The sequence below is a fragment of the Saccharibacillus sp. O23 genome (assembly GCF_002205895.1).
GTDB lineage: Bacteria > Bacillota > Bacilli > Paenibacillales > Paenibacillaceae > Saccharibacillus.
On record NZ_NJDE01000018.1, the window covers coordinates 179,852 to 195,483 of the forward strand.

The 15,632-nt window shown below is 56.7% G+C and carries 15 protein-coding genes; 3 read left to right on the forward strand and 12 right to left on the reverse strand.

What is annotated here, in order from left to right; translation table 11 throughout:
- Nucleotides 1–148: 148 nt before the first annotated feature.
- Nucleotides 149–448, reverse strand: a complete 300-nt coding sequence (locus CDO73_RS20045) for a hypothetical protein (protein ID WP_088490299.1) — start codon at nt 446–448, stop codon at nt 149–151.
- 39 nt (nt 449–487) lie between these two features.
- Nucleotides 488–1,294, reverse strand: coding sequence for an MBL fold metallo-hydrolase (locus CDO73_RS20050; protein WP_088490300.1), 807 nt, complete (start codon nt 1,292–1,294; stop codon nt 488–490).
- A 214-nt stretch (nt 1,295–1,508) separates the two neighbouring features.
- On the opposite strand from CDO73_RS20050, the gene CDO73_RS20055 reads away from it, so the two are divergent.
- On the forward strand, nt 1,509–1,718 hold the full coding sequence (locus CDO73_RS20055; protein WP_088490301.1) for a hypothetical protein: 210 nt from the start codon (nt 1,509–1,511) through the stop codon (nt 1,716–1,718).
- A gap of 329 nt (nt 1,719–2,047) precedes the next feature.
- On the opposite strand, the gene CDO73_RS20060 is transcribed toward CDO73_RS20055, so the two are convergent.
- Genes CDO73_RS20060 through cysT form a run of 4 tightly spaced genes read right to left on the reverse strand, consistent with a single transcriptional unit; the run spans nt 2,048 to nt 5,889 of the window.
- Complete coding sequence (locus CDO73_RS20060; protein WP_088490302.1) at nt 2,048–3,160, reverse strand: sulfate ABC transporter substrate-binding protein; 1,113 nt, start codon at nt 3,158–3,160, stop codon at nt 2,048–2,050.
- A gap of 41 nt (nt 3,161–3,201) precedes the next feature.
- Nucleotides 3,202–4,269, reverse strand: a complete 1,068-nt coding sequence (locus CDO73_RS20065; RefSeq protein WP_088490303.1) for a sulfate/molybdate ABC transporter ATP-binding protein — start codon at nt 4,267–4,269, stop codon at nt 3,202–3,204.
- Nucleotide 4,270: 1 nt separating this feature from the next.
- On the reverse strand, nt 4,271–5,068 hold the full coding sequence (locus CDO73_RS20070; protein WP_088490304.1) for a sulfate ABC transporter permease subunit: 798 nt from the start codon (nt 5,066–5,068) through the stop codon (nt 4,271–4,273).
- 2 nt (nt 5,069–5,070) lie between these two features.
- Nucleotides 5,071–5,889 carry a sulfate ABC transporter permease subunit CysT gene (gene cysT / locus CDO73_RS20075; protein WP_088490329.1) on the reverse strand — a complete coding sequence of 273 codons (819 nt, stop codon included), beginning with the start codon at nt 5,887–5,889 and terminating at the stop codon, nt 5,071–5,073.
- A gap of 229 nt (nt 5,890–6,118) precedes the next feature.
- On the opposite strand from cysT, the gene CDO73_RS20080 reads away from it, so the two are divergent.
- Both CDO73_RS20080 and CDO73_RS20085 read left to right on the forward strand, forming a co-directional pair.
- Nucleotides 6,119–6,520, forward strand: coding sequence for a secondary thiamine-phosphate synthase enzyme YjbQ (locus tag CDO73_RS20080; RefSeq protein ID WP_088490305.1), 402 nt, complete (start codon nt 6,119–6,121; stop codon nt 6,518–6,520).
- A 121-nt stretch (nt 6,521–6,641) separates the two neighbouring features.
- A complete protein-coding gene (locus tag CDO73_RS20085) occupies nt 6,642–7,565 on the forward strand; it encodes an Rpn family recombination-promoting nuclease/putative transposase (protein ID WP_088490306.1) in 924 nt (307 codons plus the stop codon).
- 124 nt (nt 7,566–7,689) lie between these two features.
- Here CDO73_RS20085 and CDO73_RS20090 read toward each other — a convergent pair whose 3' ends face one another.
- The 6 genes from CDO73_RS20090 to CDO73_RS20115 all read right to left on the reverse strand — a co-directional run bounded on the left by CDO73_RS20090 (nt 7,690) and on the right by CDO73_RS20115 (nt 15,632).
- Complete coding sequence (locus CDO73_RS20090) at nt 7,690–8,295, reverse strand: TetR/AcrR family transcriptional regulator (RefSeq protein ID WP_088490307.1); 606 nt, start codon at nt 8,293–8,295, stop codon at nt 7,690–7,692.
- Nucleotides 8,296–8,300: 5 nt separating this feature from the next.
- Nucleotides 8,301–8,933: a YigZ family protein gene (locus CDO73_RS20095; RefSeq protein ID WP_088490330.1), complete on the reverse strand. Its 633-nt coding sequence runs from the start codon at nt 8,931–8,933 to the stop codon at nt 8,301–8,303.
- Between the two features lie 203 nt (nt 8,934–9,136).
- Nucleotides 9,137–10,492: a glucose-6-phosphate isomerase gene (locus tag CDO73_RS20100; protein ID WP_088490308.1), complete on the reverse strand. Its 1,356-nt coding sequence runs from the start codon at nt 10,490–10,492 to the stop codon at nt 9,137–9,139.
- Nucleotides 10,493–10,740: 248 nt separating this feature from the next.
- Nucleotides 10,741–12,759 (reverse strand): transketolase, encoded by a 2,019-nt coding sequence (gene tkt, locus CDO73_RS20105; RefSeq protein ID WP_088490309.1) that lies wholly within the window; start codon nt 12,757–12,759, stop codon nt 10,741–10,743.
- A 225-nt stretch (nt 12,760–12,984) separates the two neighbouring features.
- Entirely contained in the window at nt 12,985–14,448 is a 1,464-nt protein-coding gene (locus tag CDO73_RS20110) for a carboxylesterase/lipase family protein (RefSeq protein WP_088490310.1), read from the reverse strand.
- Nucleotides 14,449–14,666: 218 nt separating this feature from the next.
- Nucleotides 14,667–15,632, reverse strand: a complete 966-nt coding sequence (locus CDO73_RS20115) for a LacI family DNA-binding transcriptional regulator (protein WP_088490311.1) — start codon at nt 15,630–15,632, stop codon at nt 14,667–14,669.

Consider the following 15,632-nt stretch of genomic DNA (forward strand, 5'->3'; position numbering starts at 1 on the left):
GTTCGGACGATCATGCGCGATGAAGCCAAAAAAACCGGGAGCGAAAGCTTCCGGGTTTTTTGTCGTTCGTCGGTATGCCCGGCCTTCGATGCAGCGAAAAAAAGCCGGGAAGCAAAATCGCTTCCCGACTTCGTGCATATGCAGCCGATTAAGGCTCCCGGTATCCGTCCGGCGCCGGGCGATCCGCTTCGCGGAATTCGGCTTCTCGCTCGTCGGCATGATCTTCTCGGATCTGCGCGGCCGCGTCGGCCATCCGTTCGTCGATCTGCCCCGGCGTAGCGCCGACATGGGCGTCCGGACGTTTTTGTTGATTCAGATGTTCTTCCTCGATCGATCGCGGATCGGTCGAACCGTCGTCTTTGAGATTGGTCGTGTCGTCGTCGGTCGGATCTACCGCCCGATACTTCGCGGTAGGATCCACGTTCTTGTGATCTTTATTTTCTTCCATGCTCGTTTCCTCCCTATGTTCGATTTGGATCAGTTCGTTTCAGATCGAAGCTTCGTCTGCCGGGTTCTCCTGCCGCAATCGTACTTCGAGTCCTGTTCTCGCCGCCGATACGCCGCGCGGAAGTTCCGGCAGGCGATTCAGATCGACGTCATGCGACATATGCGTATAGATCGTTCGAACCGGGCGGATCTCGTCCAGCAGTTCCGCTGCTTCGCGCATATCGTACACGGATCTCGTCGAATATTCCGCCTCTTCGTATACGAAGCTCGTACCAAGCACGAGCAGATCCGCTCGGCGCATCGGCTCGATCTCCGCCGCCGACAGTCCGATCGAGTCGGGGCAGTAGACCCAAGCAAAGTTTTGCTTTTCGAGCCTATATGCATAGGAGTAACCGTTTTTGCCGTGATTGACCCGCCAACCGGCAATGTTCCATCCTCCCAGCACAAGTCCCGGCTCCGTTTCCCGCAGCTCCAGATTGCGCTCCAGCCACGGATACCGCTCCCGAATCGCTTCCAGTACCTCGCTCGGCGCATACAATTCGCCCCGGATTCCCGTCCAACGGCATTGATCCGCCCATTCCGGCAGCCCGCCGATATGGTCGAAATGCGGATGCGTAACAAGAATCCGCTCGACCGTGCGAATCCCTCTCTGCTCCATCTGCATCCTCCAGTCCGGCCCGCAGTCGATCAGAAACCGTTCTTCCCCGTTTTCCACCGCCACCATCGAACGCATCCTCCGGTTGACGCCTTCCGTTCTCGCTTCCTCGCATACCGGGCATTCGCAGTAGACGCGCGGTACTCCCATCGCGTCTCCCGTTCCCCAGAACACCAACCGATCTTCCTTCATGCCTTTCCCCTCTTCCGTCGTCTTATCGAGGTCTTGTCGAATAGGCCTGCTTCCCGCCCTATCGCCGGCATCGAAAAACCTTCTAACTTTCTTGATTATAACCGACTTTCTCTAGACAAAAACAATCCCGAACCCTACCGACGCCCGATGTGCGCTATAATAAACAGAGAGCTTAAAGCAAGTTCTTTATTTTCCGCTTTTCAAAGGAGGTTCCATGGCTAAATTTTTCAAATCCCTGTTCTTTTGGGTTCCTTTTCTTGTCGTGTTCCTGTTGGGTGCTATTCAAATCCTTCAAGGAAGCTCGTTCACCACGATCTTGTCCGTCCTTACCTCTTCTCTAGTCGCAGCTCTGATATCCGGTTTGGTAATCGGCGGCGTCGTCTATATGACCTTCGAACTGAGCGGCTTCCGCCGCAAGAGATAAGCCCAATAACGCTATACAAGAAAAGCGTCAGCCCGGAGAATCCCGAGCGGACGCTTTTTTGTTTGCAAATCCCCGACGATGCGGCACGCGAGTCCATCTTTAAAAGCGAAGCGGCCGCAGCGAGCGGTTCTTTAACGCCCTTCCTCCCTTAACCCCCGCAGACGAGCGAAGGAGCGGAGCTGATTTCGAATGGGAGCGACTTTCGGCTTTCTTCCCCATTCCTCTAATCCCTTATTCCAATAGAGGGGAAGAAAACGAGCCCGAGCGACCATCGAAATCAGCGCAGCGCCCGCTGCACGCACACACGCTCAATCACTCGCTCGCCTCCCTCATATCCCCGCCAACACCTGATACCACACCCCGCGTTTCGAATACAGCGACTCCCGAACCTCTTTCCATCCGCCCAGATACTTGATGTCGAACAGTCCCGGCGGCACCGGATAATCCGACGCGAACTCCTTATACACCGCATCGTTCACCGGCCGGAATCCGTTCTCCGCAAAGACTTTCTGCGCCTGCTGCGACCAGAGGAAATCCACGAAAGCTTCCGCGACTTCGCGGGTGCCGTGCTTGTCCACGTTCGCATCCACGACCGCGGCCGGATTCTCGATCAGGATCGTGTCGTCCGGCACGATCACTTCGTATTTGCCGCCCTGCTTGTTCCGCGTCAGCAGCTCGTTCTCGTACGTAACCAGCGCGTCGCCGACCCCGTATTCGAACGCCGCCATCGAGGCTCGGCCGCTTTTGTCCAACGATTCGATATTGGCATGAACGGACTCCAAGAACGCTTTGGCGAACGCCGGATCTTTCTGGCCCGTTTCGCGCTCCGATTCTTTGAGGCCCGCGCCGTAGATCGCGTTGATGTCCCATTGGGCGCCGCCGGACGTCTTGGGATTCGGATACAGCACTTTGACGCCCGGTTTCGCCAGATCGGCAAAGTTCTTGATTCCGAGCGGATTGCCTTCGCGCGTGCCGATCGCTACGACCGAACGGGTGATCATGCCGCCGTCCGGTTTATCTTTCCAATCTTTGTCGACCAATTTCGCTTTGGTGAGCTTGTCGATATCGCCTTCGAGCGACAGCAGCGCCACGTCGGCTTCGAACCCGCCCACGATCGCCCGCGCCTGCGTACCGGAGGCTTCGTACGATTCTTGGAAGGTGACCGTCTGCCCGGTCTCTTCTTTCCATTTTTTCTGGAACAGCGGAATGATGTCCTGCACGGAATCCTTGACGACGCTGTACGCGCCGATCACCAGCGTGACGTCGCCTTTCGGCGCGGTTCCGCCGCTGTCGTCCGCCGAACTCTCCGGCGTGCCGCAGCCGGACAGCAGCGTGCCGAGCAGCGCGATTGCGGCAATCAGCGCGAATCCTTTATTCGGTTTGCCCGGCCGCCGGGCGTGCTCGACGGATTCGACTTCCGTACGGCGATCTCTGCTTCTCATCTCTCGCTTCACCTCTCGCTCTCTCGCTATGCCGCTGCTTGTCAGATCATCATCGACATCGGATCGGCTTTGAACCGGTTCTCGGCGATCCAACTGCGCTGTTCGTTATACAGGTAAGCCCGATGGACCAGCACCCGGACCGGATCGCCGATCTGAAGCGGGTCTTTCTCCAGCGAACGGTACGTGATCAGGTTCTGTTCGCCGACCTGAACGTCGACCAACCATTGATTGCCTCGGAAATGCAGATGCCGCACGATTCCTTCTTCCGTCGCGGAGACCAACGTGAACTCGCCGGGCCGTCCGACTTCGACGTATTCCGGCCGAACCAAAGCCCGCGTTCCTGGCACTTTCGCGGCTTCGTCGAATCCGTGCAGTTTCGCCGCATGTTCGATCTGCGTCGATTCGCCGATAAACGAAGCGACAAACGGCGTCGCCGGCTCTTTGTAAATATCCCACGGCGTGCCTTTCTGTTCGACTTTTCCTTGGCTGATCACCATGATCTCGTCGGCGACTTCGATCGCTTCGTCCTGATCGTGCGTCACGAAGATCGACGTGATGCCGACCCGCTCGATCAGCTCGCGCAGCCACGAACGAAGCTCTTGACGAATCTTGGCGTCGATCGCCGCGAACGGCTCGTCGAGCAGCAGAAGCTGCGGCTCCGGCGCGAGCGCCCGAGCGAACGCCACGCGCTGCCGCTGTCCGCCCGAGAGCTGCTGCGGATAACGCTGCTCGAACCCTTTGAGTCCCGTCAATTCGACCAGTTCCGTGACGCGGTCGCGGATTTGCGTTTTCGACGCTTTTTTGACTTTGAGACCGTACGCGATATTTTCGAATACCGTCATATGTTTGAAGAGCGCGTAGTTCTGGAACACGAATCCGATTCCCCGCTCCTGCGGAGGCAGCTCGTTCACTTTTTTGCCGTGAAACAAAATCTCGCCTTGATCCGGGTTCTCCAATCCCGCGAGCATACGCAGAATGGACGTTTTGCCGCCGCCGCTCGGACCGAGCAGGCCGATCAGATGCCCTTTTCGAATTTCGAACGAGACGTCTTTTACCGCATGGAAACTGCCGAAATGTTTATCGAGTCCGCGGACTTCCACATGCTGCATATTAATGCACTTCCCTTCTTTTCTTCGTCCATTCCATCAGCAGCAGCAGGCCCGCCGAGAAAGCCGCCAGAATCAGCGCGATGCCTCCGGCCGCCGAGATATCGAAATTCTCCACGTCTTGATACACGAGCGTCGTCGCCGTCTGGGTGCGGTTGATGATGTTGCCCGAGACGACCAGTACCGCGCCGAATTCGCCCATGGAACGAGCTACCGTCAGCACCGCTCCGTAAGCCACGCCCCAGCGGATCGACGGCCAAGTGACCCGGCGGAACGTCGTCCAGCCGTAAGCGCCGAGCGTCGCGGAAGCCTGCTCCTGATCGTCGCCGATCTCTTCGAGCACCGGCATGATCTCGCGTACCATCAGCGGGAACGTCACGAACAACGTCGCGATTACCATGCCCGGGAACGCGTAAACGATATTGAAGCCGATTTTCTCGAAAAACGACCCGATCGCCGTATCCGGACCGACCAGCAGCACGATCATCAGACCTCCGATAACCGGAGACACCGCGTACGGCAGGTCCACGATGCTGTTCATGACCGAACGAAGACGACGGCCCAGCCATTTGCCCCGCACCAGATACAGCGCCGTCATGATGCCGAACACGCCGTTCAGCACCGTGACGCAGAGCACGACCAGACCCGTCATCATCAGCGCGTGGAGCGCTTCGGGACGGCTGACCGCTTCGGCGAATCCCGACCAACCGTCGGCGAACGCGCTTTGCACCATTTTGGCCAGAGGAGCGACCAGCAGCAGCGCGAAGACCAGATAAGTGAGAACGATCCATAATTTTTTCATGTCTATTCTCGACCTCCTCTGCGCTGCACCCGATTAATGAACCACAGTAAAACGAGCGAAAGAGTCAGCAGCAGCACCGATACGGCGGCCGCGCCCAGATTGTTGTCGCTCTCCACTTCGCCGTAGATGAATACGGACGCGGTCAGCGTCTTGGCCGGAATATTGCCCGCGACCAGCACGACGGCTCCGAATTCGGCCAGCGCCCGCGAGAACGCCAGCATGGCGCCTCCTGCGATGCCGGGCAGAATCTGCGGCAGAATAACCCGGAAGAAGGTCGCCGCGCGCGACGCGCCCAGCGTATACGACGCTTCTTCGGCGGACGCGTCCATCTCTTCGAGCAGAGGCTGGATCGCGCGGATCACGAACGGGAAGGTCACGAATACCATCGCGATTACGATCGCCGGCTGATGGAACACGATGTCGAAGCCCAGACGTTCCGCGACGCCGCCTACCCAACTGTTGGGGCCGAGCAGCAGCAGGATCATCAAGCCTCCTACGGCCGTCGGAAGAGCGAACGGCAGGTCGACCAAGCTGTTCAGCACGGTACGGCCGGGGAAACGGTAGCGGACCAGCACCCATGCGATCATCGTGCCGAGCAGCACGTTGATCAGCGTCGCGATCAAGGCAAGCCCCAACGTCAGCAGAACCGCTTTCCAAGCGATGGGATCGGACACGTTCTCCCAGAACGGCCCCCATCCTTCCGAGAAGGAGTAGACATAGACGCCGGCAATCGGAAGCACAATCAGAATGACGAAATACAGCAGGACCGTCGTGCGGAAACCGTAGGTCCACCCTTTGTGACGCAGCCAAGACGTTTGCACCGGATATTCCTCCAACCCAGGGCGATCCTCGGACCGGCGAAATCAGGTTCGCGCAGCTTCGGATCGCAAAGTTTTTAATTATTCCTATTAGTCTACTCGGTTTAACTTACTGCATAATGTAACAGGGTTAACGATCAGCGTCAATATGCTTTTTTCCGAAACGGGATAAACGGACGAAGAGGCGCAAAATCGATTGCCGGGTATATACTAAAGAAAAGGAGGAATCGCGATGCTGCATACTTTCGAACTCTCTACGTCCCGCCGCGACGAGATCGTCGACATCACCCCGCAGGTGGAAAATTGGGTGCGCCGAAGCGGCGTAACGAACGGCCTCGCGTTCGTCTACTGTCCGCATACGACCGCCGGGATCGCGATCAACGAGAATGCCGATCCCGACGTGAAGCGCGATATCCTGATGATCCTCGACGAAGTCTATCCGTGGACGCATCCGAAATATCGCCATGCCGAAGGAAACACCGCCGCCCACCTCAAAGCCATCACCTGCGGCTCCTCGCAAACGATCATCATCGAGAACGGAAGATTGGTGCTCGGAACTTGGCAGGGTGTTTATTTCTGCGAATTCGACGGGCCTCGTTCGCGCACAGTTAAGGTGAAGGTAATGGAGGGTTAACGAGAATCCTTAAATTGCGTGTATACGTAATTATTTTACGCATTTTCAATATTCGTTCTCATTTTGTTCGTACTTTTTCTCCGTTTTCTTTTAAAATAAAAAGAAAACGGAGTTGATCGAGTTGGAGCTGCTTGACCCGCGTAACGACTTTTTGTTTAAGCGAATTTTCGGAAGCGAAGAAAATCGAGATGTCTTGCTTGCTTTTCTTAATCGTACTTTTACAGAAGCCAACCGGCCGACTCTTGGCGAGATCGTGTTGCTGAATCCTTATACCGATCAAGATTCGCCGAGCGATAAGCAGTCGATTCCGGATATTCTGGCGCGCACGGTCGAAGGCGAGCTGATCAATGTGGAAATGCAGTTGTTTAACCGTTATGATATGGAAAAAAGAACCCTTTATTATTGGAGCAAACAGTACGGGAGTCAGTTGGTTAAAGGTCAGTCGTACTCTTCGCTAAGACGCTGTGTCACGATCAATATTCTCAACTTTTCTATTCTTGCTAACGATCTCTACCATAGCGTATTTCATCTTCGCGAGAACCGTACAGGAATTCCGCTGAGCGATGACTTAGAGATTCACTTTTTGGAGCTTCCCAAGTTAAATGAAAGTACGGCAAGAATTAGAGAGGGCGGACTGTCGAACTGGTTGTTATTTCTGAAAGGAATCGATCCCGAGCATTGGGAGGTGTTGAGTATGAACGAAACGGAATTGAAAAAGGCGATGGATACGCTGGAATTCCTTAGTCAAGACGAAAAACTTCGCATGGCCTATGAGGCCAGACAGAAATTCCTGCGCGATCAAGCGTCTCTGATGGAAGCAGCCAAAAACGCCGAGATTTACGGCTTCAAAACTGGATTGGAGCAGGGCGTACGCGAGGGAATCGAGCAGGGCATCGAAAGAGGCATTGAGCAAGGCGTTCAAAAAGGAATCGAGACTACGGCCCGCCGCATGCTTCGCAAAGGCATGCTGCCGACCGATGTCACGGATGCGACCGAACTTCCGCTTGAACGTGTCGAACAATTGAAAAACGAAGAATCTCTTTAATGTCCGATACACAAAAAGCCGCCTGCCGCAGATTCGGAATCTTCCGGATGCGGGCAAGCGGCTTTTTTTCGTTTTGATCAAATGGTCGTACGCCGACGCATCGAAGCGTTTCAAAGCTAATCATTCACTGTCTTGAAGCGGAAGGATGCACGTTCTCGCACAAAAGCTTCACATGCGCTTCTGCGGAAGGGCGTACCTCTTCGAACGACGCTTTCTCCTGAATATAATACGAGACGAAACCGTGCGCGGATAGAAAAAGGGTCAGCGGAATGCTCTTGCGGGATTCTTCCGTATACAGTCCTTCTTCTTCCAAGTGCCCGCGGACGATCGAAGCGAACAATTCCAAACATCGTCCCTGCTCGCTTCGACAGTAAGCCAGCAGTTCTTCGTCGCGCGTCATGAACATGATCTCGTATTGGTGAGGATGATCCAGACCGAAGCGTATGAATTCCAGCAGCAGCCTTTCCGTGCGTGTAAATCCTTCCGTTTCCGGCCCGGTGACGACGCTGTTCAGGCAGCTGGACAAGTAGCCGAAATCTTCGACGACGATGGCATAAAACAGTTCCGCTTTCTCTTTGAAATGATAGTAAAGAGAACCGTGACTGTAACCGAGATGCTGTCCGATACTCCGCATGGAAATAGCCCGATATCCCTTGGTAATGAACAAGTGCCTGGCTGCTTCCAAGATTCGCTCTCGCGACAATTCCTGCTCTACTGCTCTTCTCGCCATAGTCGTTATTCCCCTTCGATGTAGTAAACCGGCTCTCCCTTCGTCACCTCGGCCTGTCCTTGCGTCAGATCGGTGATCCAAGCCATGAACCGTTCGGCTTCGGAATAAAGCGGCAGGCATAGCAGCGTCACTTTGTCGGTGAACTGCGTCTCGCCCGTTCGCACTTCGCGATTGCGGAGTTCATTCTCGATTTTGCCGTGCCACGTGTAATCGATCGTGACGAAGATCTGCGTATGCAGCACGCGGGCAATCTCGTCGCCGCCTTCGATCGCCGCCACGGCACCGTCCGCATAAGCCCGGATCAAGCCGCCCGCGCCGAGCATAATACCGCCGAAATAACGAGTGACCACGACCGCCACGTTTTTCAGTTCCCGATTCTTGAGCACTTCGAGGATCGGTTTGCCTGCGGTTCCGCTCGGTTCTCCGTCATCCGACTGTTTCTGAATTTCATCGCGCTCGCCGAGCAGGTAAGCGGAGCAGTTATGGGTAGCGTCGCGATGCTTTTTCTTGATTTCGTCGATAAAAGCGTTTGCTTCTTCTTCCGTTTCGACGGGACGAATATGACCGATAAACCGTGACTTGCGAATGACGATTTCTTTTTGCCCCTCGCGTCTGACCGTTTTGTAGCGTTCCAGCATCATGTTTCTTCGAACCTTTCCTTATAGTAGAAAGCAGCCCCCCTAGTCCGAATACGCGATAATCCGCGATCCGGATGGGCGAACTGCTTTCCTCCGTCTGGTTCCGATCTTTCGCCCGAGAGCGAATTAACCGGTGGTTATTCTCTTATTAAAACAGGAATTCACGTTTCCGTAAAGATTCATGTCAGAATTTTTATGCAACATTATTCGGACAGACGGGACTCCAGTTCGGCTTTTTCTTTCTCGAAGCCCGGCTTGCCGAGCAGCGCGAACATGTTTTTCTTGTACGCTTCCACGCCCGGTTGGTCGAACGGGTTTACGCCCAGCAGGTAACCGCTGATGCCGACGGCTTTTTCGAAGAAGTACACGAGGTAGCCGAACGTGTACGGGCTGAAGTCTTTGATATTGACGATCAGGTTCGGCACTTGGCCGTCCGTATGCGCCAGCATCGTGCCTTGGAACGCCTTTTTGTTGACGAAGTCCATCGTTTTGCCGGCCAAGAAGTTCAGACCGTCCAGATCGTCCGCGTCTTCTTCGATCGTAATCTGCTCGCCCACGTTCTCGACTTGGATGACGGTCTCGAAGATATTGCGGCTGCCTTCTTGAATGAATTGGCCCATCGAGTGCAGATCGGTCGAGAAATCGACGGAAGACGGATAGATGCCTTTGAAGTCTTTGCCTTCGCTTTCGCCGAAGAGCTGTTTCCACCATTCGGATACGAAGTGCAGGGACGGCTCGTAGTTCACGAGAATCTCCGTGCCTTTGCCTTTGCGGTACAGCGCGTTGCGAACGGCCGCATATTGATACGCTTCGTTCTCCGCCACGTTCGGGTTGGAGAATTCGTCCGAAGCGTCGGCAGCGCCCTGCATCATGGCGTCGATGTCTACGCCGGCAACCGCGATCGGCAGCAGGCCGACAGGCGTCAGAACCGAATAACGGCCGCCTACGTCGTCAGGAATGATGAACGACTCGTAGCCTTCTTCGTTCGCCAGCGTTTTCAGCGCTCCCCGAGCTTGGTCGGTCGTCGCGTAGATGCGTTTGCGAGCTTCTTCTTTGCCGTATTTTTTCTCGAGAGCGGCGCGGAAAATACGGAAGGCGATCGCCGGTTCCGTCGTCGTGCCGGATTTGGAGATGACGTTTACGGAGAAGTCTTTGCCTTCGATCAGCTGCAGCAGATGCGCGACGTAAGTCGAGCTGATGCTGTTGCCCGCGAAGAAGACCTGCGGCGTCTTGCGCTGCGACTTGTCCTGCACGTTATAGAACGAGTTCGTCAGCATCTCGATCGCGGCGCGCGCGCCCAGATACGATCCGCCGATGCCGATCACGATCAGCACTTCGGAATCGCTTTGGATTTTTTCGGCCGCTTTCTTGATGCGGGCGAATTCTTCTTTATCGTAAGCTTTCGGCAGGTCGATCCAGCCGAGGAAGTCGTTGCCTACGCCGGTCTTGTTATGAAGCTGCTCGTGAGCGAGCTTGATCGGCTCCGCGAAATAATCGACTTCGTGCTGCGCGACGAATCCGAGCGCTTTGCTGTAATCGAAACGAACGTTTTTGGACATGGTGAAAAGCCTCCTCTGAATTTGCTGCTTGCGATGCCGCTGGCGCGGCCAAACATCCAGAACCAGCATACTGGATTTCAGGCATAGTGACAAGCGCGACCGGTCACACTTGCGGCAGAAAAATCCCCGCTGTTCTCCGGTCGAAACCGTGCTTCCCATAGAAAAACGCCCCTGCGGGCATCCGGCCGGAGTTCATCGCCGGATGCTCTCGTTTGCGCGGAAGCCGCAGGGGCTGTATTCAGCTTGAATTAGCTCAGCAGCGCTTTGACTTTAGCGACCACGTTGTCCGGCGTGAAGCCGTACTCTTCGATCACTTTGCCGCCCGGAGCCGAAGCGCCGAACGTGTCGATGCCGAGGATGTCGCCTTGATCGCCGACGTAACGTTCCCAACCGAACGGGCTCGCCATTTCGATCGCGAGGCGGGCTTTGACGTCCGGAAGCAGGACGGAATCTTTGTAAGCTTTGTCCTGTTTCTCGAACAGATCCCAGCTCGGCATGCTGATAACGCGAACTTGCACGCCTTCTTCGGCCAGCTTGGCTTGAGCTTTGACCGCGAGCTGTACTTCGGAACCGGTCGCGATGATCTGAGCGGCAGGTTTGCCGTCTTTGGCGTCGGATACGACGTAAGCGCCGCGCGCTACGCCTTCCCAAGCGCCTTCGACCGTTCCTTCGAGAATCGGCAGATTCTGACGGGTCAGAACCAGAGCGACCGGATTCGCTTTGTTTTGCAGCGAATAAGCCCATGCCGCCGAAGTTTCGTTCGCGTCCGCCGGACGGATGACCGTCAGACCCGGAATGATGCGGATCGAAGCCAATTGTTCGATCGGCTCGTGCGTAGGGCCGTCTTCGCCGACCGCGATGCTGTCGTGCGTCAGCACGTAAGTCACCGGCAGCTTCATCAGAGCGGCCAGACGGACGGCCGGACGCAGGTAATCGGTGAACACGAAGAACGTGCCGCCGAACACCTTGATGCCGCCGTGCAGCGCGATCCCGTTCATCGCGCCGGCCATGCCGAATTCGCGCACGCCGTAGTAGATGTTGCGTCCCGCGCGATCCTGCGGCGTGAATACCGTGATATCGTTCAGGTGCGTCATCGTCGAGCTTTCGAGGTCGGCCGATCCGCCGAACAGCTGCGGCACGTTATGCACGACGCCGTTCAGCGCTTTGCCGGAAGCGACGCGAGTGGACATGTCTTTGTCCGCGGACGTGTACTTCGGCAGTTCTTTGTCCCAAGCCACCGGCAGGTCGCTGTTGAACGCCATCAGGAACTGAGCGGCCAATTCCGGATTTTCGGCTTGGAATTTCTCGAATTGGTCGTCCCAGACTTTGTTCGCCAGTTCGCCTTTTTCTTTGACTTTGGCGAAATGTTCGCGGACTTCGTCAGGCACGAAGAAGTTTTCTTCGTGAACCCATTTGTAGAATTCTTTGGTCAGCTTGACTTCGTCGGAACCGAGCGGCGATCCGTGAGGACCGGCGTGTCCGCCTTTGCCTTGTTTGTTCGGGCTGCCGTAACCGATGATCGTTTTGACTTCGATCAGCGTCGGACGTCCCGTATCGAGCTTCGCTTCTTCGATCGCTTTGGAGATCGCTTCGAGATCGTTGCCGTCTTCGACGCGCAGCACCTGCCAGCCGTAACCTTCGAAGCGTTTTTGCACGCTTTCGGAGAACGACAGGGAAGCTTCGCCGTCGAGCGTGATGTCGTTGGAATCGTACAGCATGATCAGTTTGCCGAGCTGCATATGGCCGGCCATCGAAGCCGCTTCGTGCGAAACGCCTTCCATGAGGTCGCCGTCGCCGCAGATCGCGTATGTGTAGTGGTCGATCAGTTTATAGTCGCCTTTGTTATAGACGGCTGCCGTGTGCGATTCCGCGATGGCCATACCGACCGCCATCGCGATCCCTTGGCCCAGCGGACCGGTCGTCGCGTCCACGCCCGCCGTGTGGCCGAATTCCGGGTGGCCCGGCGTTTTGCTGCCCCATTGACGGAACTGTTTGATCTCTTCCATCGGCAGATCGTAGCCCGACAGGTGCAGCAGGCTGTAGAGCAGCATCGAACCGTGTCCCGCGGACAGCACGAAACGGTCCCGGTTGACCCAAGTCGGGTTGGACGGGTTGTGGTTCATCGTTTTGGCGAAGAGCTGGTAGCCCATCGGCGCCGAACCCATCGGCATGCCCGGGTGTCCGGAATTCGCTTTTTCGATCGCGTCGATCGAAAGGGTACGGATTGTAGCAATCGACAGATCGTCGATTTTGATATTGTTAGCCATGTTCTAATATCCTCCTCGGTCGCTTCCGGCAGAGCCGGAACCGGATTGTGAAGACTCCTGTGGTCCAGTATATCATTTTGAAATATTCATTTCCATAGGATTCAAGATAAAGCCGGAAATTTGAAGCATCGCCGAGCTGCGAAGAGCAAACGTCGATGCGGCTTCGCCCGTCCGGCCCTACATGGAACTTTACCCCCGGCGTCCGTGGTTAAACGCCGATGCGGCTCAAACGCCCAATCCGAACAGCCGCTCCCGCTTGCCGCGTTCGGGATCGCGTTCGACGACGAGATCTTCGCCGAAGATCAAAGTGCTCCGGTCGCCGGTCTCGTATTTCGGCCAATTCGTCGCCGCCGCGGAAGGGTCGCCGGTCGCCGCGAACGCAAGCCAAGCCCGGCTCATGGCGTCGGAGATCCTGCGGGCCGAACGTTCGGGCGGAACGCCCAACGCCTGCAGAAGCGGCGCGTTGCCGAACGCGAACGGAATCTCGGCGGCGTGCACGGCGCGCCCGAAGAACGGATGTCCCGGCAGCGTCCAGTCGAACCGGTACATCCATACCGGGGCGTGCGCGGCTTGGGCTTCCGCCAATTCGAGAGCGGCCCGCCAGAAATAGAGATCCGTCATCATGGCGGCTTGTCCTTCCACCGTAAGCGGATAGTCGTCCTTCCATGCTTCGGCATCCGTACGTCCTGTCATGGCATTAATCGCGTCGACGAAGGCGGAACGCTCCATCAACTGCGCCGGATCGTGGAAAAACAATCCGCCTTCGTCGCGGTTCGTGCCGACGATCAGCGGAACGCCGGCAGCCGCCCCTTCGGCGACGGCTTGCAGCGGCTCGACCGGCAACGTCGCCGGTTCGATCGTCGGCTGGAACGGGAGCGCGGGCATATCGGGTCTGCCCTGCAACCCGGCGGCCGCCGTCAACAACTCGTCGACCGGCAGCGCTTTGAGGCGTTCGAAGTTGCCTCCGTCCACGCCGAGCTGACGCAAATAGATCGCAGATACCTGTTCGGCCTGCGCGGCGGACAAACATTGAGAACCGCCGCTCTGCATGATCGCCCGCGCGAACAACCCCCGAGCCTTCGGCATCGCCAGCAGGGCGGCGATGCTCATCGATCCGGCGGACTCGCCGAACAGCGTGACGTTCTTCGGATCGCCGCCGAAAACTTCGGCGTTTTCCTGCACCCAACGCAGCGCGAGAATCTGATCGAACAACCCGACGTTGGAATCGTAGTCTTCGCCGAGCGGCGAAAGATGCAGGAACCCGAGAGGTCCGAGCCGATAATTGAGCGACACGACCACGCATCGCCCTTCGTGCGCCAACTGCGTCCCGTCGTAGAGAGGCAGGCTTCCGCTTCCCGTCACGAACGATCCGCCGTGGATCCACACCATGACCGGCAGTCCGCTTCCGCCTTCGGCGGGCGCCCAGACATTCAAGTTCAGACAATCTTCCGACATCCCCGGACTCGCGAATCCGAACAGACCCGCTTCGTCCGGTTTGGGCTGCGGACAGATCGCTCCGAAAGACGAAGCGTCCCGCACGCCTTCCCAAGCTTCCGGCGGCTGCGGCATCCGAAAACGCAGTTCGCCGACCGGCGGTTTGGCGTAAGGAAGACCTTTCCATGAAGCGACGCCGTCCTCGACTCTCCCCCGGGCTTTGCCTTGCTTGGTGACAATCTCTGCAACTTCCATCTTCTCTCCTGCCTTTCCGCATCCGATGACTTATTAGCCTTGCTTTCCCTATTATAAGCGCAGCCCGGAAGGCCGTTCAAACCGGCAGCCGCTTCGCAAGAAAAGCCGCCGACAACAGGCGAAGCTTCGTCCGCGGATCGCCCGGCATAACAAAAAGCGCGTTTCCCGTTAAGGAAACGCGCTTTGCCCGCGCATCGTCGAAACGCAAGAACAGGCTGCTACGCTTGTCCGACCGAGCCGCCTTCGATCAACTTGACCTGCATGCGCTCGTGCTTGACCGGCTCGCCGACCAAAATCTTGAGCAGATGCTCGGCCGCGGCCGCTCCCCATTTGGGTCGGGAGTAGTCGACGGTCACGAGTCTGGGCTGCAAGTATTTGGTCAGCTCGATATTATCGAATCCGATCAGATGAATATGTTCGCCTACGTTCAATTCGGTCTCGTTCAATACGTTGCAGATGCCGACGGCCATTTCGTCGTTGAGGCAGAAGACCGCCGCCGGTCCGTCGTACTCTTCGATAATCCGGCGAGCCGCCGCCATGCCGCCTTTTTTCTCGAAATTGCTGTGAATCTCGATCAACGTTACGTCCGCGCGTTCCGAAGCGATCTGTTTGACCGCCGCCAGACGCTGGTTGGAGTCGTAAGAATCTTCGGGGCCCGTGACCACGTACAGTTTGCGATGTCCGCGTTCCAGCAAATAATTCATCGCCGCCGCCGCTCCGGCTCGATTGTCGAGCAGCACCTGATTGATGTTGTCATGGCTCAGCTCGCGGTCGAGCACGACGATTCGGTGTCCGCGATCCGCGTAACGCAGAATTTCTTCGCTTCCGAATCCGGAATCCAGAATGATCGCGCCGTCGATCATGCGCTCGGGCAGCATGCGATGGGATTGAATCCCGCTGCACACGATCATGTCGTAGCCTTCCCGATTCAGCACTTCTTTGACGCCGTCCAGCAGATCGCCGTAGACGTCCCCGCGGAAGTCGGTCAAGAATACGCCGATGATGCGGGATTCTCGCTTCTTCAGCGTACGCGCCGCGGCGTTCGGTACATAATGCAGTTCTTCGGCGATTGCCAGAATACGAGCGCTTGTCTCGTCCGTCACCTTGCTGCTGCCGTTCAGGGCATATGATACCGTCGAAATCGATACTCCCGCCTTCTTGGCGATATCCTTGATACTTACCAA

Bases quoted from the DNA above. Each gene is read 5' to 3' on its own strand.
- CDO73_RS20090 (WP_088490307.1), bottom strand. From the start codon at position 8,295: ATGGCGAGAAGAGCAGTAGAGCAGGAATTGTCGCGAGAGCGAATCTTG.
- CDO73_RS20080 (WP_088490305.1), top strand. From the start codon at position 6,119: ATGCTGCATACTTTCGAACTCTCTACGTCCCGCCGCGACGAGATCGTC.
- CDO73_RS20110 (WP_088490310.1), bottom strand. From the start codon at position 14,448: ATGGAAGTTGCAGAGATTGTCACCAAGCAAGGCAAAGCCCGGGGGAGA.
- CDO73_RS20050 (WP_088490300.1), bottom strand. From the start codon at position 1,294: ATGAAGGAAGATCGGTTGGTGTTCTGGGGAACGGGAGACGCGATGGGA.
- CDO73_RS20095 (WP_088490330.1), bottom strand. From the start codon at position 8,933: ATGCTGGAACGCTACAAAACGGTCAGACGCGAGGGGCAAAAAGAAATC.
- CDO73_RS20100 (WP_088490308.1), bottom strand. From the start codon at position 10,492: ATGTCCAAAAACGTTCGTTTCGATTACAGCAAAGCGCTCGGATTCGTC.
- CDO73_RS20070 (WP_088490304.1), bottom strand. From the start codon at position 5,068: ATGAAAAAATTATGGATCGTTCTCACTTATCTGGTCTTCGCGCTGCTG.
- CDO73_RS20055 (WP_088490301.1), top strand. From the start codon at position 1,509: ATGGCTAAATTTTTCAAATCCCTGTTCTTTTGGGTTCCTTTTCTTGTC.
- CDO73_RS20065 (WP_088490303.1), bottom strand. From the start codon at position 4,269: ATGCAGCATGTGGAAGTCCGCGGACTCGATAAACATTTCGGCAGTTTC.
- CDO73_RS20060 (WP_088490302.1), bottom strand. From the start codon at position 3,160: ATGAGAAGCAGAGATCGCCGTACGGAAGTCGAATCCGTCGAGCACGCC.
- CDO73_RS20045 (WP_088490299.1), bottom strand. From the start codon at position 448: ATGGAAGAAAATAAAGATCACAAGAACGTGGATCCTACCGCGAAGTAT.
- tkt (WP_088490309.1), bottom strand. From the start codon at position 12,759: ATGGCTAACAATATCAAAATCGACGATCTGTCGATTGCTACAATCCGT.